Below are 17,816 nucleotides of genomic sequence, written 5' to 3'. Positions count from 1 at the left end.
GGAGAAGAGGAGAAGCGTGGACATCGACATCCGTGAACATCGTCGCCGCTGGTTGGCCCAGGAGGCCGCCGCCGATCGCATCGTTTCCCGGGTTGGTTCCCTCTATCGCGACCACGGAGTCGTGACCTCCCTCGGCGGTCGCCGTCTGATTGGGCTCGCATCGATCGACGTGCTCGGCACCCTGACGCGCACCGCCACCCACCCCGACGATCTCGCCGGAGTCGATCGTGAGCTTGCGGATCTGGAGCTGATCCTCGACGCGCTCGCCGAGATTGCCCCGGGCCCGGTATCGCTGGATCTCACGGCCCTGAGCGCCGGTTGGCGCGCGGCCGGGGGAGCAGATCCGGTGCGGCACCTGCGCGAAAGCCTGGATCTGCCGGTCGGGATCCCGGGCGAGGTCGGCACGGAAGCGCCCGAGGGGGTCGAGCCCCGCGATGTGGTGCTCTATGGATTTGGACGGATCGGCCGCAACCTGGCCCGTCTGCTGATCACGGCGGCCACGGGCTTCGCCTGCGGGCCATCGTGGTGCGCCCGGGTGGCCCGGGCGACCTACAGAAGCGTGCCAGCCTGCTGCGCCACGACTCGGTCCACGGGGACTTTCCGGGCACCGTGACCGTGGATCCCCAGGGCACAAGCATCCTCGCCAACGGCACCCTGATCCGGGTCATCTATGCCGCCGAGCCCGAGTCGATTGACTACACCGAGTATGGAATCACCGATGCGATCATCGTGGATAACACCGGTCGGTTCCGCGATGCTCAGGGGCTTGAACGTCACCTGGTAGCGCCGGGCGCCGAGCGGGTGCTGCTCACCGCGCCGGGCCGAGGCGACATTAAAAACATCGTTTTTGGTGTGAACGACGCCGCGATTGTGCCCGAGGACCGGATCCTCTCCGCCGCCTCCTGCACCACCAATGCGATCACCCCGGTGCTCAAGGTCATCAACGATGCCTACGGGGTGCGGCACGGACACGTGGAGACCGTGCACTCCTTCACCAACGATCAGAACCTGATCGACAATTTCCACACCGGGGATCGTCGCGGCCGCTCGGCAGCCCTGAACATGGTGCTCACCGAGACCGGTGCGGCCACCGCGGTGGCCAAGGCCCTGCCCGAGCTGACCGGGAAGCTGACCGGAAGCGCGATCCGGGTGCCCACCCCCAACGTATCGCTGGCGATCCTCAACCTTGAGCTTGAGCGTCCGGCCACCCGAGACGAGGTCAACGAGCGCCTGTTCCAGGTGGCCGCCGCCTCAACCCTGCGTCAGCAGATCGATTTTGTGGCCGAGCCGGAGCTGGTTTCCAGCGATCTGGTGGGCTCACACCGCGCGGGCATCGTGGATGGTTTGGCCACGATCTCCCGCGACACAAACCTCATCCTGTACGTCTGGTATGACAACGAGTTCGGTTACAGCTGTCAGGTGATGCGTGTGCTGGAGCGCATCGCCGGTGCGCACCCGCGGGTTCTGCCCGCCCGGGTGCCGGCGTAACCGCGCATCGCCGAAGCGCAAACGGCGACCGGGTCCCATCCTCCCGACAGAGACGGAGGGTGGGACCCGACAATTCTTGCTGGCGTGGGCGTCCCCGCACCAAATGCAGCGGGCCCCGTGCTCCTCGGGAATCGAGGAGCACGGGGCCCGCTGGCCTGGGTCTGAGCGACTAGGCGGACACCGCGGCGCGCGCGCCACCCTGCCACAGTGCGTCAAACGGGGCGTTGGAGGACACCCGGGCGGCGATCCCGGCGGTCACAAACGCCTTGGCGGTGCGGGCGGCCTCGAGCGGGGTCGCGCCCTTGGCCAGCTCGGCGGTGATCGCGGCGGCCAGCGAGCAGCCGGCACCCGAGACGGCGACCTCGCCCACCTTGGGGGCGCTGAGGATCTCGGTGACGGTGCCGTCGTAGTAGACGTCCACGGCATCGGGGCCGGCGATGCGCACCCCACCCTTGGCGAGGACCGCGGCACCGGAGATTTCATGGATGATCCGGGCGGCCTCGGTCAGGTCCTCAACCGAGGTGATGGTGATGCCCGAGAGGGACTCGGCCTCGAAGTGGTTGGGGGTCACGAAGGTGGCCAGCGGCAGGATCTCGGCCTTGAGGGCCTGGTCAGTGTCCAGCGCGTGGCCGGGCTCCTGCCCCTTGCAGATCAGTACCGGGTCCAGCACTACGTTCTTCCAGTCCTGGTTCTGCAGGGCCGAACGCACGGTGGAGATGGTGGTGGGGCTGCCGAGCATGCCAATCTTGACGGTGTCGAGGGATCCGGCGTAGCAGGTCTGGATGGCCTCAAGCTGGTCGGCGATCACACCGGCATCCACCGGCACGAAGCGGTGGTTCCAGTTGTCCTTGGGGTCGAAGGACACGATGCAGGTCAGCGCGGTGATGCCGTAAACGCCGAGTTCCTGGAAGGTCTTGAGGTCGGCCTGCGCACCGGCACCGCCGGTGGCTTCGGATCCGGCAATGGTCAGGGTGATCGCGGGACGCGGGGCGGTTTCGAAAGACATGCCCTCATCTTAGAAGGTCAGACCGAGCCAATCCTGCGGTGAATACATGCCAATTTCCACCCGGTGGACGGTCCGAAATCCGCGAAATACGCCATCCGCAGCGCCCGGGTTCAGTAAATAACGGCCGATTGTACGGCGATTCGTTACGCTAGAGCGCATGACTACCGTCGAGAAATCTCCGCCGTTTAGTCGCTGGGTCTTCTGGCCCGCAGCGATTATTGTCATTGTCTTTGTGGCGTTCGCGATGATCGCGCCGGATGTGGCCGAGTCCACGTTCGCCTCGATTCAATCCACGATCGTCAAGAACTTCAACTGGTACTACGTCCTCATCGCCGCCTTCTTTGTGGCCTTCTGTCTTTGGATGGGCTTCGGGAAGTTCGGCGACATCAAGCTGGGAAAGGATACCGACGAGCCCGAGTTCTCCCTGGGATCCTGGTTCTCGCTGCTGTTCGCGGCGGGCATGGGAATCGGCCTGGTCTTCTACGGGGTCAGTGAGCCGCTGAGCCACTTTGCCAATCCGCGTCCCGGAGTTTCCGGGACCGAGGCACAGATCGCCCAGCAGGCACTCTCGCAGACCTATCTGCACTGGGGTGTGCATGCCTGGGCCATCTACGTGGTGATCGGATTGGCCCTGGCCTACGCGATTCACCGTCGGGGCCGGCCGATCTCGATTCGCTGGGCGCTGGAACCGCTGCTGGGACGCAACGTCCGCGGCGGCTGGGGCAACCTGATCGATGTGGTTGCCCTGGTGGGAACCATGTTTGGTGTGGCCACCTCGCTGGGCTTTGGTGTGTTGCAGATCGGGGCGGGCCTGGAGCACGCGGGCCTGTTTAAGTCCACCGACTTTAGCAACGTCATTATCATCGTGGTCATCACCGGCGCCGTGCTCTTCTCGGTGCTCTCTGGTGTGACCAAGGGCATGAAGTGGCTCTCCAATACCAACCTGATTCTGGCCGCGATCCTGGTGCTGTTCATCCTGATTGTCGGGCCTACCCAGTTCCTGCTGCGCGACTTTGTCCAGTCCATCGGTAACTACCTACAGAACTTCATCGGGCTCTCCTTCAACGTCTCGGCGTTTGCCGGGGCCGAGGGTGAGGCCTGGCAGGCGTCGTGGACCACGTTCTACTGGGGCTGGTGGATCTCCTGGGCACCGTTTGTGGGTATCTTCATTGCGCGAATTTCGCGTGGTCGCACCGTCCGTGAGTTCATCACCGGTGTGATCCTGGTGCCCACGCTGATCACCTTCCTGTGGTTCAGCGTGCTCGGTGGTACCGCGATTTTCCAGGCCCTGCACGGCGGGGGCGGACTGATCGGCCCGAACAACACGGTGGATGTGGAGGGTGCGCTCTTCCAGATGCTGAATAATCTGCCCGGGGGATCGGTGCTCACCATCGGTGCCATCATCCTGATCGCGATCTTCTTTGTCACCTCGGCCGACTCCGGCGCTCTGGTGATGGGAATGATCGCGACCGGCGGCCAGGCCGAGCCCAAGCGCTGGATCCGGGTGTTCTTCGCCTGTGCCTCCTCGCTGCTGGCCATCGCGCTCCTGCTGACCGGCGGTCTGGAAGCGCTGAAAACAGCGGCGATCATCATCGCCCTGCCCTTCAGCGTGATCATGCTGGGTATTTGTTGGTCCACGGCGATCGCGTTTAGACGCGAAATCAGGCTCTACGATCGGGCTCGAAGATCGGCCTTTGTCAGTCAGATCGGCGATCACTACGGCCTGGAGGTGGATAAACCCAACGAGGAGGGTTCGCTCCCGCGGATGGGGGCACGCTTCCTGCGCCGTCGGCGTGGGCTGCCCCAGGTTCCGGTCGCGACCAGCGCGATTGACATCGTGGCGCAGAGTCCGGCCGATGCCGGGGTCACCCTGGTGGCCGGGGACAGCGCCACCACCGAGGCTGGAAGTACCGTGAGCGGTGCGGCGGCGGACGGTGCGGTGGCGGAGCTCCCCTCCGACGATACGCAACACCCGCGCGGCTAATTCCTCGCTACCCGATGCGCCGGGGACCACACGGTCCCCGGCGCATTCTTCTGCCCGGGCTCCCGGCGACGGGCTAGGCTTCAAGCAGCAGGTCACCCCGCCGGGGTGCTGGATGAGGGGCTCCCGATGGTAGACGCACGCATTCGCGCAACCCGCGCCGCGCTCGAGGCGGCGATCCTGCGCCTGGCCGAAACCGAGTCGGTGGCGGCGTTGACCGTGAGCCAGGTGACCGATGCCGCGGGGATCAACCGCGCCACGTTTTATCGCCATGCGGATTCGCCCACGGATCTACTGGCCAGCGTATTGCGCGAGGACCTTGACCGGATTCGCGCCGATGATTGGCGACGCCGGACCGAGCGGTTCGACGCCACCAGGCTCGGGTTGATCGCCGAATCGGTTGAGCAGGTCGCCGATCACGTGGAGCGGTTTGCCGCCGTCTACCGACGAGCCTTTGCCGAGCCCACCAGCGGGGCTGCGCGGTATGTCCTCATCGATCACTTCACCGAGTCCTGCGAGAAGCTGATGCTCGAAACCGAGCCCGACCGGCGGCCCGCGGTGCCCCCGAGTCTGGCGGCGCGGTATCTGGCCTATGGGTTCACGGGTGCGGTGGATGCCTGGACGGCGCAGGGGTCGACGATCACCCGCGCCGAATTTGTGGCCGGCGTACACGCGATGTATCCGGACTCGTGGAACTAGGGCAAGATCACGGCTGCGATCAACGCACAGCGTGAGTTAGCCGAAGCGCAGCGTGATTCCGGGGCTCGTGTTCTCGATGAGCACGGGGCTCGTGTTGTGGGTCCCGCGCACGGACACCCCGGTGACCGCGCGCAGGCGTGCCCAGTATTCGGCGTTCAGGAGCGCGTGATCGGTGTTCACCGAGGCGAGGAGGGCTCGCGGTTCACGCTCGGCCAGCCACTCGGGGGCGGGACCATCATCGCCGCCGTGGTGGGGGAGGATCCAGAATGCGTCGTGCAGGAGACCCGCGCGATCCCGTGCGTGGATCGCCTCCCAGTGTGACCCCTCACCCGCGTGGTCTCCGGCGAAGATGAGGGCGCCACCCAGACGGTCGGGGGAGGCCGTGGCGTGCTCTGCTGTCCCCACCCGGTGCAGGATAAACACGCCCGATTCGGCGTTTGCTCGCTCCGAGATTTCATGGATCAGGGCCGTGGTGGCCGCGGTTCCCTCGGCGGTCTGTGCGCGTTCGGGGGAGATGTCGGCGAGCGCCGCAACCAGACCCGGGGTGGTCACGGTATCGCCGGCTACCGGATACACGCGTTCCAGGGAGAAGCCGTCCGGTCCCGATATGGTCCATACCGTGGGATCGGTGCCGGGGGAGAAGGGCAGCAGGGTGGTGCCACCGACGCGCAGAAGTCGGGTCAGCTCGGCGAACTCCCGCACGGACTGGATCTGCCCGTCCGGGGAATCCACGTGGGCGTCGGGGCGGAAACGCTCCCGCCAGACATCACTGATCGCAGGCTCGCGAATCTGCGGGTACGGGAGGTGGGCGCGCAGCACCGAGACGGCCTTGGCGAGCGCAACCAGGCCCTGCACGTGGTCGCGGTGCAGGTGGGTGAGGATCAGGTCGTCGATTCGGGTGATGCCGTTCTCGCGCAGCCAGGTCACCGGATCGGTGCGCACCGCATATTCGCGCCGAGCACCCCCGTCGATCACGGTCACCCCGTCCCCGGTGCGGATGATCGCGCAGGAACCCTGGCCGACATCCAGGACGTCGACGCGCACGGGCGTGGAGGGGACGAGTGTGGTCATCGGGGGCCTTCCTTTGGACGTGAGATGGGGGCGTGGTGCGTGATGCGCCCAGTGTGACGGGTGTGGGTGGACGCCGGGTGAACGGGTCGTCCGCTGCCAAACACGTGTTTGGCAGGGCCAACCCGCTGGGCGGGACTTCGGCGTCTTTGCTGACCACTCTGCGCCGGGTACCTGTGGGCACACCGTGCGTGCAGCGGGCGTTCATATTCGCGCGTCCGGCAATTCACCGATCGGGACTGCCGGATACGTGCCCCGAACTGGTCTCCTGGGTGCAGGGCGCGACGGGCGTCCACCCACACACTCTTTGGAGAACACCGTGCAGAAAACTCGACTGCGTGCAGTCATTGCGATCGTTGCCGCAGCCACGATCGGACTCACCACCGTTCCGCAGGCCGCCTACGCAGCGACCTGGACTCGCACCGCCAAGTATGAGCGCTGGACCGGCTTCAACGCCCTCGAACGCGGTCAGGGTATCGCCAACGACGGCACCTACTTCTACTATTCGGGCCTGATGAGCATGGTCAAGACCCGCATCAGCGATGACCACGAGGTTGCCGAGAACAACTTCGCGATCCCGGCGGATCTGGCAAACACCTTCAAGTCCAACCACATCGGCGACATCGCCTACCACGATGGTCTCGTGGTGGCACCGCTGGAGGATGGCAAGAACGGCTACCAGAACCCGCTGCTGGCCCTGTATGACGCAAACAACCTCAACTACACCGGTCGCTATGTGAAGCTGCCGCTGGACTCGCTGCCCGGCGGTGTGCCGTGGGTTGCCGTGGACGCCGCGGCCGGCCTGGTCTGGGTGGCCCCGTGGACCCAGCGCGCCGAGGAGGGCACCGATCGCCTGATCGCCTACCGCCTGAACGACCTGCTGACCGCGGCGCCGGGGGCAACCCTGGCCGTAGACCACACGGTGAAGCTCTCGCGTCCGCTGAGCCGGATCCAGGGTGCCACCATGTACAACGGCGAGCTGTACGCGTCGGTGGACATTTCCGGCGACAAGTCGGTCTACTCGATCAACACCGTGACCGGTGCCGTCAACTGGCAGTTCAAGCAGGATGTGGAGCCCAAGGATGAGGTGCAGGGCATCACCGCCGTGGACCTCGGACCGACCGGTGGCCAGCTGCACGTGCTGAACGTGGGTTCGGGTCTGAAGTCGATCTTCATGTACCTGCAGCACTACACCGTCTCCGGACAGTAGGTTTCGCGGGGGACCGGTGTCCCCGCCGGCGCCCGGGTGGCTCAGCCGACGCATCCAGCGTCGGTCCGGTCACCCGGGCGTTGTGCTGTCGGCGCGGAGGTCACCCCCTGTCCGGTCGCCCGGGCGAGGCTCCCGCGTCCAGTCACCCGGGCGCCGTGGCGTCCGCGCGGAGACTACCCCCGTTTGGGGCGCATATCTTTGGCCATTCGCCCGGGAATTGGCTGAGTGTCCGGGGTGCGTGTGCGGCCAGCGCACCCGCCTGTTCGGCAGCACCGAACCCCGACCCCGGGGCTTCATTCGACGTTCATCGTGCGGATGGGAACCGTACCCGGGCCGGGTCTTGGTCCCGTGTCACTCTGTTTTGCGAAGGCGATCCCCCGTTCGCCCCTCCCGAACCAGTCACACCAGATGAGGACACCCGTGCCCGAAGTACTTCTCCGCTCGCTCAGCAAATCGTTCACCGGTACCCGCGGTGACCGCCACACGGTGCTGCACGATGTTGGGTTCACGGTCGCCGACGGTGAGTTCGCCGCGATCCTCGGCCCCAGCGGCTGTGGCAAGTCCACGACCCTGCGCATCGTTGCGGGCCTCGACCGTGCCGACAGCGGTGAGCTGCTAATCGGCGGCCGCGATGTCAGCAACGTCCCCAGCTCCGAGCGCGGCCTGGGCATGGTCTTCCAGAACTACGCCCTGTTCCCGCACCTCAGCGTCGCCGAGAACATCATCTTCGGCCTCAAGGTGCGCCGCGTGGGCAAGGCCGAGCGCAATGAGCGCCTGCTCGAGGCCGCCCGTCAGCTTCAGCTGGAGCCCTACCTGGACCGTCGCCCCGGTCAGCTCTCCGGAGGTCAGCGTCAGCGCGTGGCCCTCGGTCGGGCGCTGGTGGGCGGCTCGCGCCTGATCCTGATGGATGAGCCGCTCTCCAACCTCGACGCGCGCCTGCGTGCCGACATGCGCACCGAAATCCGCGAGCTCCAGCAGCGCCTGGGCCTCACGGTGTTGTATGTGACCCACGACCAGGTCGAGGCGATGACCATGGCCGACAAGGTCATCGTCATGCGTGAGGGTTTCGTGGATCAGATCAGCGCCCCCGAAAACCTCTACGCCCTGCCCGAGAACGCGCATGTGGCCCGCTTTATCGGCGCTCCGCCGATGAGCGTGATCGAGGCGCGTCGGGACGGCGATGCCCTGCTGATCGGTGACCAGCGCATCCCCGCCGCCCACCTGTTTGCCCGCTTCGGACACGACCTGCCCGAGGAGCTGTTGCTGGGCATCCGGCCCGAGGACCTGGTCCCCGGCCTCGGTGCCCCGTCGCGCGCCGAGAACGTGGTCGCCGGCACCGGCACCGGCTCTGCCGCGCTGAGTCTGCCCGGCGTGCTGGAGCGCCAGGAACTGCTCGGTGCCGACCGCCTGGCCACCTACTCGGTGGGGGACCAGAACCTGCGGGTTCGGGTGCGTGCGGCCAGCACCCTGCCGACCATCTCCCAGCTCGGTGCGAGCCTCGACCACGTGCACCTCTTCACCCGCGCCGATCAGATCCGTATCCCCGCGGCAATCCGCCCGGTCCTCGCCCAGGCGTCCTAGTCCGGCCCGCGCCCCAAAACTTTTCCTCCCCGCAACACCTTCAATCACAACCCATCCACAAGGTTCCAGAAAGGACCCTATTTCCCATGTCTTCCCCGATCCGCAAGAAGCTTCTTGCCACGGCCGGTGCCGCACTCGCATTCGCCGTTGTGCTGACCGGTTGCTCGGCGCCCGCACAGGCCGACGAAGAGGTAAGCATCGAGTTTTACTACCCCGACCAGGTGGGCACCCTGGGCACCCTGATCGACGGCTACCTCAAGGAATTTGCCGCCGAGCACCCCAAGATCAAGGTCAAGGGCGTCTACTCGGGCGACTACGACCAGACCCTCACCGCGGTCAACACTGCGATCGATGGCGGCAAGGCCCCCGCCCTGGCCATCATGGACCAGACCTTCGTCCTCGACCTGGTTGAGCGCGACGCGATCTCCAGCTGGGATGACTACCTCAAGGACGACGAGAGCAAGAAGTGGCTCGACGGCTTCTACCCGCAGTTCATGAAGAACTCCACCGACAGTGAGGGCCACGTGTGGGGTGTGCCCTTCGCACGCTCGACCATCGTCCAGTACTGGAACAAGGACTACTTCACCAAGGCGGGCCTCGACCCCGAGCACGGTCCGGCCACCCGCAGTGAGCTGCTGGATGCCGCCCGCGCCACCCAGGAGAAGGGCGGATCCAAGTACGGTCTGTTCATCCCCACCTCCACCGGTACCGCCTACTGGCTGTACCAGGCACTGGTCCAGCAGGCCGGTGGCGACGGCGCAATCAGCAACGCCGACGGCACCAAGGTCACCCTGGACACCCCGGAGAACGTGAAGGCTCTGGAGTTCTGGGCCTCGCTGGGTGCCGAGGGTATCGCCCCGAGCACCGAGGTCGCCTGGTCCACCTCGACCGATGACTTCCTCGCCGGCCAGACCGCCATGCTGTGGACCACCTCGGGCCGCATGGGCACCATCCAGGACAAGGCTACCTTCGACTGGGGCGTGTCCGCACTGCCCAAGGACGTTGCCGCCGGCGCACCCACCGGTGGTGGCAGCCTGATGCTCTTCAACGAGGGTGTCTCCGACAAGCAGCGCGAGGCAGCCGTCACCCTGGCGAAGTTCCTCACCACCCCCGAGCGCGCCGCCGACGTGTCCGTCAAGTCCGGCTACATCGCGACCTCGGACGCAGCCTGGAACGACCCCGCCATGGTTGCCCACGTGAAGAAGTTCCCGCAGGCTATCGCCGCTCACGACGCCGTTGCCGACGCCATCCCCGAGATGTCGACCCTGGATCGTGACCGTGTGGTCTACCAGACCCTGGCTCCGGCCCTGCAGTCGGTCCTGCTGAACGGTGCCGACGCCAAGGAAGCACTCACCAAGGCTCAGGCAGACATCACCAAGATTCTGGCCGAGCACAAGTAACACCCCACTCGCACCACCCCACACCCCGTTCGGGGCGGGCCCTCCCGGTCCGCCCCGAACACCCTCGAACCAAAGGCTGCCACCCGTCATGACCGACGCCCCCGCAGTCGCGCCTCCGACTGAACGTTCGTCGTGGAATCCCCTCCGCGCCGCCCGCAAACTCCCGGATGCCGGCTTCGCCTATTTCCTGCTCCTCCCCGCCTTCATCTTCCTGGCGCTGTTCACGGTGAAGCCACTGATCGGCTCGATCATCGCCAGCACCCAGCCCCGCCGTGGCGACGGGTTTACCCTCGATAACTACGCCCGCCTGGCCACCGATGACGTCTTCCTGAAGGCCCTGGGCAACAACTTCCTGTTCTCGCTGATCACCGTTCCGGTGTCCCTCGGCCTGGCGATGCTGCTCGCGGTCCTGCTGCACCAGAACGTGCGCGGCCGCGGCTTCCTGCGCGCTGGCGTGTTTGCCCCGGCGATCCTCCCGATGGTTGCCGTGGCGGTGATCTGGATGTACTTCTACCAGCCCAACATCGGCGTGATCAACTCGATCCTCGGTGCCGTGGGCCTGCCCACCCCCGACTGGCTGGGCGATCCCGGCCTGGTGCTGCCCTCGCTCATGGTCATGATGGTCTGGAAGGAGGCGGGATTCTTTATGCTGTTCTATCTCGCCGGACTACAGGGCATCGACCCCGAGCTCGAGGAGGCCTCGCGGCTGGAGGGCACCGGCAAGTTCCGCCACTTCTGGAAGGTCAGCTTCCCGCTGCTGATGCCCACCACGCTGTTTGCGGCGATCGTGGCGCTCTCGGATTCGATCAAGATGGTCGACTTCGTGTTTGTGATGACCCAGGGCGGCCCGGACAACGCCAGCAACCTGCTGCTGTTCTACATCTATAAGGTGGCCTTCGCCCAGCACTGGCCGCAGTTCGCCGCCGCCATTTCACTCGTGGTTGTGGCCGTGCTGGTGGCACTGGCCCTGATCCAGATCAGACTGATGGATCGCAAGATCCACTATCGCTAGGAGACATAGTGGATCGCATCCTCACCACCTCGGACCGGATCGAACGGGTTCTCGCCTGGGTCGCCGGCCTGCTCTGGATCGCCCCGCTGGCGTACGTGTTTGTGCGCTCGGTGATCGTGGAATCCCCCGAGGGGAGCCGCTTCGGCTTCGATAACCTCACAAACGCCTGGTCGGCCGCGCCGTTTGGGCAGTACTACCTCAACACCACGCTGCTGGTGGTGGGCATCACCCTGGCCCAGCTGGTGTTCGGGGCGCTCGCCGCCTACGCGTTTGCGCGGTTCACCTTCCCGTTCAAGAATGCACTCTTTGTGTTTGTTCTGATTCAGCTGATGATCTTCCCCGAAGTGTTCATGTCCGAGAACTATCGGACCGTGGCGGGCTTCGGGCTACTGGACACCATCACCGGAATCGGCCTGCCGTATGTGGCCAGCGCATTCTGTATCTTCTTCCTGCGCCAGGCGTTTATGACCGTGCCCAATGAGCTGGTCGAGGCTGCACAGGTGGAGGGCAGCTCGCGTCTGGGCATCCTCTGGAAGGTGTTTCTGCCGGCAGCCAAACCCAGCATCATCGCCTACGCGCTGGTGTCGGTCTCGACCCAGTGGAACAACTTCCTCTGGCCGATGATCGTGGCCACCTCGGATGAGACCCGGCCGATCACCGTGGGTCTGGTGCGCTTCCTGGCCCCCGAAACCGGCATGGACTTCCCCAAGATGGCCGCCGGTACCGTGATCGTGATCGGCCCGCTGCTCGCGGCCTTCCTGATAGGTCAGCGCGGATTCATCAACTCGTTCCTGCGCTCGGGTATCAAATAAGCACTCCGAAAAACACCGTGTGCCCATCCCCGGAGATGAGCACACGGTGTTTTGGGTTATGCCGAGGCTTGTGGACGGCGCGGTGTCGCGGCTACGGTGAAGACAATTGCCAGTGTTAGCGCTGTCAGTGTTAGCAGGATGCCGACCCATGGTGCTGCATCCAGCCAGGGATTTGTATGTAGTGTCCCAAACCTGCCCACGCTTTCATCGGCTGCATTTCCCGCTGCCGTCCCAAGCAGGAGAGTGCCGATCCCGAGCACGACTGTGAGGGCCCATGTAGACGCTGCTCTAATCATCTAAAAATCCGCCCTAATTGCAACTGTTCCTCACGAACCCTGCGTACCCTTTGTCTCGTGTGTACGCCTCGAGGTTCCAGCTAGATTTAAGTGAGGTCACTGGTCGGACGTCATAATGACAGAGGAACTGATTTTGTAGAGTTGCGGTGCGGGGCACCCCTTTTTCTGCAGCTTCCCCCCACGCAGCCCATCGTGCTGCAGCTCCAGCGCCAGCGCGTCCCCAGGGAGTCGGATAAACCATATAGCGAAATCCCTTGGGATCTTTGGTCTTCACCACACGCTCGATAAGGGAAATACCAAGCCAAGGGTCGGCTACAACGGGGAATGTCTCACTCCCGTCAAGAATTACAAGTTGTGTCAGGGTATCGCCGGAAACCTTATATGAGGTCTCAACGTTTGTACCATTGGCATCTTTTGCCCAGGGGGGAAGTATCCCGCCTAGAAAATCACCATCCGCGCCTTCAATCGTGACACTCCCGTCTAGTTCGTTTAAGACAAGTCGAGCGCCTACGGGAAGTTCGAACTTGTATTCAAACTTTGACGGGGCAGAAGCATCGGAGAGGACCGTTGTGATTTGAACGGAGCCGTCAGACTTAATTACGGGAACGGTCGTGGAGCCGTCGTTGTTGTTATAGCCAGGCTGGTCCCCAAATTTTTCAAGGGTTGTTTTCTCCGAAGTAGGAATTTCGACTTCAAACATGGAGTCGGAGCCATCTTTGAAAGATATTACGTTTTGCCCTGGACCTGGTAGGTCGACAGTCGTGCTGTGCTGGAGTCCTGCGGTCGCAGCAACATTTTCGTCTTCAGATGAATTACGTAGTTCGGCTGTTGACTCGAGAACTTCTGGTGCAATTTCTCGAATTGCATCAATAGCGTTCGTTGTCTCGCCGGAGTCTTCGGCGAAGGCTGGTGCGGTGGACATAGAGCAAATTAGTGCGGCAATTGCCGCTCCTCCCACAATGGAAGTAGTCCAATATCGCTTCATTGCGTTTCTCCTAGATCTCGCCTCAATTCCGCATCCGGATTGTGTTCTGGAAGCTTGTAAGCGGCGTTTTTCAGCGTAGAACTGGCCTATTAGATAAAGGCGCTTCTGTCGGTTATCGCTGTTTCCTATGGCGGAGGACGTAAGCCTTGTCGATCAGATTTTGGAGTTCTAAATGGGCGGTTTCGTGACGTTTCTTCAGCCTAAATATGCAACAGTGTGCCTTTGGAGAAAGCTGGCCTCGAAATTACATGACGTTCTCGATGCCCTTTTCAATTCATTAGCCCTGCGGGATCTCCAGCACGATCTTGCCGCGGGCACCGCCCGGGTGGCGCAGCGCGTCCACGGCGGCCACGTAGTCGGTCAGCGCGAAACGGTGGGTGACCAGCCAGCCCGCATCCAGGGTGCCGGCGTTGATCAGCTCCACCACCGAGCGCCAGGACGCCGAGGTCGAGGCGAAGCTGCCCAGCACGGTGAGGTCGGCGTTGATCAGCGCGTCCACATCCAGAGGGAAGCGGACATCCCGACCCAGATAGCCGAGGAGTGCCAGGGTGCCCCCGCGCCGGGTCGCGGCAATCGCGGCGGCGACGCCCGCGGGGGAGCCCGAGGCCTCGATCACCAGGTCGTAGCCCTTGGCCGCGCGCCGGGTGAGGAAGCGGTCCACCCCGGCGTGTTCGGCAAGGATCGCCTGCTCGGTGCGCAGGCCGCGCAGGTCTACCCGCTCGGGCTCCCAGACGCGGGCGAGGGCGGCGGCGAGTAGACCGATCGTGCCGTCTCCGATCACCAGGATGCGCGCCCCGGAGGCGGGAATCGCGCGCTCCATGGCCCGATAGACCACACTCGCGGGTTCGGCGATCACCGCGGCCAGCGGATCGATGCCCGGCGCAATCTCGTGCGCCAGGCTCCGCGGCACGGCCACGGCCGATGCGGCCGCCCCGTCCCGGGTGAAGCCCAGCTCGGCGTAGGTCGCGCACAGGTTTTCGCGGCCCTCGGCGCAGCGCACGCAGGTGCCGCAGGGGATCAGGCCCTCGGTGACCACGGTGCGTCCGGCGGGATCAAGCCCCACCCACTCGTGCCCGAGGGTCAGCGGATAGCGCACAAAGGCCGGGTCCACCAGGCCATCGATCAGGTCCAGGTCGGTTCCACACAGCCCCACCAGCTGCGGCCTGAAGATCTCCTCGCCGGGACCCGCGACGGGCTCGGCAACCTCGGCCAGGTGCAGGGTTCCGGGGTGCGGGATACGCAGCGCCCGCACTAGTCGCGCCCCCGCGGACGGCCGGCAATCTGCGCGGTGATCTGCGCGGCAAACCGGCGCAGGATCCCGCCCAGTTCGCTCGCGCGGCGCTCGGGGGAGCCGGTCTTAATGGTGGTGACCGACAGGGCACCAAAGACGCCCCCGTGCAGTCCGAATACGGGTGCGCTCAGGCAGTAAACGCCGATCTCATCCTCCTCATCATCGATGCCGAAGCCGCGCTCGCGGGTCCGGCGTAGGTCTTCCAAAAACCCGGGCACGGTGGTGATGGTGCGGCGGGTGCGTGCGGGGAGCCCGGTTTCCTCGGCGATGCGGATCGCCTCGCTCTCGGGCAGGTGGGCAAGAATCGCCTTGCCGGCGGCGGAGGAGTGGGGGAGCTCGCGCACCCCCATCGGTGCATGGAAGCGGATCACACCGGGAGCATCCACCCGGGAGATGAACATCGGATAGCCGTCATCGTTGATCGCCGCCCGCGCGGTCATCTGGGTGCGCCGGGTCAGATCGTGCAGCACGGGCTTGACCAGCTCGGTCAGCGGATGTGTCTCGACCGCCCGGTCACCCAGGCGAACCAGGGTCAGGCCCAGCCGGTAGCGGGGCCCGGGGTGCACCTCGCGGATATAGCCCGCGTCCACCAGCGTGCGCGCGATCGCAAAGCCCGCGCTTTTGGACATGCCGGACAGGCGGGCGAGTTCGGTGAGGGTCAGCCCATCGGTTCCGGCTTCGGCAACCACGTCCACCACGCGCAGTGCGCGGGCGACGCTGGCCACCGTGTAGTCACGGCGTTCGACGCCCTGGCGCGACGCGGGTTCGGACACGGTTTCCTCCTGATGGGTGCTGGGCCGAGGTCACTCTATGCCGCGGCGGTGTGCCGAGGTCCCGCCCGCGCGGGCTGATTCGAAGTGTTCACCCGGGCCCGCCGGGGCGGCGAGGATCGTTTACCGGTGCGTCTACTGGTGTCCACCTCCCGGCCACCAAACGCTGCTGCGATGGGTGTGCCGGGGCCCGACCGGTGCTGTGCCCGGTGCCGGCCCCGATGCCCACCCGAGAGAAGTGACCCGATGTATACACCGCGTAGTGCCGAGTGGTTTGTTGGCGATTCCGAAATCTCGGTCATGCACCGGGTCGCGCTACGCAACTCGGGCGTGACCGAGGACCTGGAGTCGGGTCGTCCGCTGATCGGGATCGCCGACTCCTCCTCGACGCTGAACCCGTGTAACCTCCCGCTGCGATCCCTGGTGGAGGATGCCGAGCGCGGCATCCGCGAGGCCGGTGGTATTCCCGTGGTGTTCCCGGTGATGAGCCTCGGCGAGGACCTGATGAAGCCCACGGCGATGCTCTATCGCAACCTGCTCTCAATCGAGGTGGAGGAGTACGCGCGCTCGTATCCGCTGGACGGGCTGCTCCTGCTGGCCGGCTGCGATAAGTCGCTGCCCGGTGCGCTGATGGGGGCGGCCAGCGCCAATCTGCCGACCCTCGCGGTGGTGAGCGGTCCGCGTGCCGCCGGGGTCCTTGACGATGCGCGGCTGGGAACCGGTACGGCCCTCTGGCGCGCCGACCATGATCGGCAGAGTGGCACCCGGGATTCGGCCGCCTGGAAGAGTTTTGAACGGGCGCTCGCCTGCGGTCCCGGAACCTGCAACACGATGGGGACCGCCTCGACCCTGGCGATCCTCACCGAGGTGCTCGGCTTCATGCTCCCGGGCACCGCGGGGGCCGCCGCTGGCAGTGTGGCCCGTGCCGATGCCGCCTATCGCAGTGGGATCACGCTGACCGAGACGGTGCTGCGTGCGGACCCCGCGGACACACCGCAGCGCATCCTCACCGAGTCTGCCTTCCGCAATGCGCTGGTGACGCTGTGTGCGCTGGGCGGCTCACCCAATGCGGTGATCCACCTGATTGCACTCGCCGGGCGGGTGGGAATCACCCTGGATGCGGACACCCTGGATCGCATTTCCCGGGAGGTCCCGGTCATCGCGGACATTGAACCCGCGGGGGCCGGACTGCTCGCCGACTTTGACCGCGCGGGCGGCACACCCGCCCTACTGCACACGCTGGACACTCTGGTCGACGCGGACCTGCGCGCCGCCGACGGACGCCCCTGGCGCACGCACCTGCGCGCCGCCGAAACGGTGCCGGGGCGGAGCCTGGTTGCGCCCGCCGCTGGTGCCGAGGCGCAGCGAGTATCCGGCTCGGTTGCGCCCGCAGACAGTACCGAGGCGCAGCCAGCTCCCGGCCCGGTTGTGCCCGCCGATGGTGCCGAGGCGCATCCAGTTCCCGGCTTTGATGCGCCCGCCGGTGATACCGAGCACGAGCCATCCGCCCGGCCGGGGCATCTCGCGGGAACCGCGCGGCCTATCCGCCCACTCACGGACCCCGTGGCTTCCGAGGCATTCGCCGTCCTGCGGGGCAACCTGGCCCCGCGCGGCAGCTTGATCCGCCTGGCCACCGCCCCCGACCTGCGCCGCGTACACACCGGACCGGCCCTCGTCTGGCACAGCTACGCGCAGATGCGCCGCGAGATTCATGATCCCAACCTGGCGGTCACCCCGGACACCGTGCTCGTCCTCAGTGGCGCGGGACCGGTGGGAGCCCCGGGGATGCCCGAGTGGGGTGTGATCCCCATTCCCCGGGTACTCGCCGCCCAGGGGGTCACCGACATGCTGCGGATCAGCGACGGTCGAATGTCCGGAACCGCGTTTGGGTCCTGCATCGTGCATGTGAGCCCCGAGGCCGCGATCGGCGGTCCCATCGGGCTCCTGCACACCGGTGACCTGATCGCCCTGGACCTGGACGCACGCACCCTGAACGTCGACCTCACTGAGGCGGAACTAGCCGCCCGTCTGGCGGCCCGGGTCCAGCCCGAACCCGCGGATCTGCGTGGATGGCCGCTGCTCTACCGCCGTCACGTGGGGCAGGCCGACACCGGTTGCGATTTTGATTTCCTCACCGCCCACACACCCGAACAGCGCCGGGTGGTGCAGCCCGTCGTGGGGCTGTCCTAGCCTCCGCCTCCCCAGAAAGCGAGCGCG

General features: G+C 65.6%; 13 protein-coding genes and 1 pseudogene. 9 read left to right on the top strand and 5 right to left on the bottom strand.

Annotated elements, in window-relative coordinates:
- Window positions 1–52: 52 nt before the first annotated feature.
- Window positions 53–1,488 (top strand): annotated as a pseudogene (locus tag D9V34_RS06315) (glyceraldehyde-3-phosphate dehydrogenase).
- Window positions 1,489–1,657: 169 nt separating this feature from the next.
- Here the strand turns inward: D9V34_RS06315 and D9V34_RS06310 are convergent.
- The gene (locus D9V34_RS06310) at window positions 1,658–2,494 is read right to left on the bottom strand and encodes a hydroxymethylpyrimidine/phosphomethylpyrimidine kinase (RefSeq protein ID WP_030143284.1); all 837 of its coding nucleotides are present in this window, start codon (window positions 2,492–2,494) and stop codon (window positions 1,658–1,660) included.
- A gap of 157 nt (window positions 2,495–2,651) precedes the next feature.
- Here D9V34_RS06310 and D9V34_RS06305 point away from each other — a divergent pair, with 157 nt between their 5' ends.
- Window positions 2,652–4,478, top strand: coding sequence for a BCCT family transporter (locus D9V34_RS06305; RefSeq protein WP_121688009.1), 1,827 nt, complete (start codon window positions 2,652–2,654; stop codon window positions 4,476–4,478).
- Between the two features lie 126 nt (window positions 4,479–4,604).
- Entirely contained in the window at window positions 4,605–5,174 is a 570-nt protein-coding gene (locus tag D9V34_RS06300) for a TetR/AcrR family transcriptional regulator (RefSeq protein ID WP_121688008.1), read from the top strand.
- Between the two features lie 36 nt (window positions 5,175–5,210).
- Here the strand turns inward: D9V34_RS06300 and D9V34_RS06295 are convergent, their stop codons facing one another.
- Window positions 5,211–6,245, bottom strand: a complete 1,035-nt coding sequence (locus D9V34_RS06295; protein ID WP_121688007.1) for an MBL fold metallo-hydrolase — start codon at window positions 6,243–6,245, stop codon at window positions 5,211–5,213.
- Between the two features lie 316 nt (window positions 6,246–6,561).
- Between D9V34_RS06295 and D9V34_RS06290 the strand changes: the two genes are divergently transcribed.
- The 5 genes from D9V34_RS06290 (at window position 6,562) to D9V34_RS06270 (ending at window position 12,257) form a co-directional block, all read left to right on the top strand.
- Window positions 6,562–7,452, top strand: a complete 891-nt coding sequence (locus D9V34_RS06290) for a hypothetical protein (protein ID WP_121688006.1) — start codon at window positions 6,562–6,564, stop codon at window positions 7,450–7,452.
- 420 nt (window positions 7,453–7,872) lie between these two features.
- The gene (locus D9V34_RS06285; RefSeq protein WP_220700547.1) at window positions 7,873–9,033 is read left to right on the top strand and encodes an ABC transporter ATP-binding protein; all 1,161 of its coding nucleotides are present in this window, start codon (window positions 7,873–7,875) and stop codon (window positions 9,031–9,033) included.
- An 86-nt stretch (window positions 9,034–9,119) separates the two neighbouring features.
- Window positions 9,120–10,433 carry an ABC transporter substrate-binding protein gene (locus tag D9V34_RS06280; protein WP_121688005.1) on the top strand — a complete coding sequence of 438 codons (1,314 nt, stop codon included), beginning with the start codon at window positions 9,120–9,122 and terminating at the stop codon, window positions 10,431–10,433.
- An 88-nt stretch (window positions 10,434–10,521) separates the two neighbouring features.
- A complete protein-coding gene (locus D9V34_RS06275) occupies window positions 10,522–11,445 on the top strand; it encodes a carbohydrate ABC transporter permease (RefSeq protein ID WP_220700546.1) in 924 nt (307 codons plus the stop codon).
- Between the two features lie 8 nt (window positions 11,446–11,453).
- Window positions 11,454–12,257, top strand: coding sequence for a carbohydrate ABC transporter permease (locus tag D9V34_RS06270; protein ID WP_245991933.1), 804 nt, complete (start codon window positions 11,454–11,456; stop codon window positions 12,255–12,257).
- A 309-nt stretch (window positions 12,258–12,566) separates the two neighbouring features.
- On the opposite strand, the gene D9V34_RS06265 is transcribed toward D9V34_RS06270, so the two are convergent.
- The 3 genes from D9V34_RS06265 to D9V34_RS06255 form a co-directional block, all read right to left on the bottom strand.
- On the bottom strand, window positions 12,567–13,475 hold the full coding sequence (locus tag D9V34_RS06265; RefSeq protein ID WP_183091877.1) for a DUF2599 domain-containing protein: 909 nt from the start codon (window positions 13,473–13,475) through the stop codon (window positions 12,567–12,569).
- Between the two features lie 340 nt (window positions 13,476–13,815).
- The gene (locus tag D9V34_RS06260; RefSeq protein ID WP_121688002.1) at window positions 13,816–14,790 is read right to left on the bottom strand and encodes a zinc-dependent alcohol dehydrogenase; all 975 of its coding nucleotides are present in this window, start codon (window positions 14,788–14,790) and stop codon (window positions 13,816–13,818) included.
- Window positions 14,790–15,602 carry an IclR family transcriptional regulator gene (locus D9V34_RS06255; protein WP_121688001.1) on the bottom strand — a complete coding sequence of 271 codons (813 nt, stop codon included), beginning with the start codon at window positions 15,600–15,602 and terminating at the stop codon, window positions 14,790–14,792. Before D9V34_RS06255 ends, D9V34_RS06260 begins: the two co-directional genes overlap by 1 nt.
- A 243-nt stretch (window positions 15,603–15,845) precedes the next feature.
- Here D9V34_RS06255 and D9V34_RS06250 point away from each other — a divergent pair, with 243 nt between their 5' ends.
- Window positions 15,846–17,789, top strand: a complete 1,944-nt coding sequence (locus D9V34_RS06250) for a dihydroxy-acid dehydratase domain-containing protein (protein WP_183091876.1) — start codon at window positions 15,846–15,848, stop codon at window positions 17,787–17,789.
- The last annotated feature ends 27 nt before the right edge of the window (window positions 17,790–17,816 follow it).

It is taken from the genome of Mycetocola lacteus (genome assembly GCF_003667575.1).
Lineage (GTDB): Bacteria > Actinomycetota > Actinomycetes > Actinomycetales > Microbacteriaceae > Mycetocola > Mycetocola lacteus.
The sequence above is the reverse complement of the archived record's forward strand: the minus strand, read 5'-3'. Positions and strand labels throughout refer to the sequence as shown.

Coding starts and splice junctions, on each gene's coding strand:
- D9V34_RS06310 (WP_030143284.1), bottom strand. CDS start 2,494: ATGTCTTTCGAAACCGCCCCGCGTCCCGCGATCACCCTGACCATTGCC.
- D9V34_RS06305 (WP_121688009.1), top strand. CDS start 2,652: ATGACTACCGTCGAGAAATCTCCGCCGTTTAGTCGCTGGGTCTTCTGG.
- D9V34_RS06300 (WP_121688008.1), top strand. CDS start 4,605: ATGGTAGACGCACGCATTCGCGCAACCCGCGCCGCGCTCGAGGCGGCG.
- D9V34_RS06295 (WP_121688007.1), bottom strand. CDS start 6,245: ATGACCACACTCGTCCCCTCCACGCCCGTGCGCGTCGACGTCCTGGAT.
- D9V34_RS06280 (WP_121688005.1), top strand. CDS start 9,120: ATGTCTTCCCCGATCCGCAAGAAGCTTCTTGCCACGGCCGGTGCCGCA.
- D9V34_RS06275 (WP_220700546.1), top strand. CDS start 10,522: ATGACCGACGCCCCCGCAGTCGCGCCTCCGACTGAACGTTCGTCGTGG.
- D9V34_RS06265 (WP_183091877.1), bottom strand. CDS start 13,475: ATGTCCACCGCACCAGCCTTCGCCGAAGACTCCGGCGAGACAACGAAC.
- D9V34_RS06250 (WP_183091876.1), top strand. CDS start 15,846: ATGTATACACCGCGTAGTGCCGAGTGGTTTGTTGGCGATTCCGAAATC.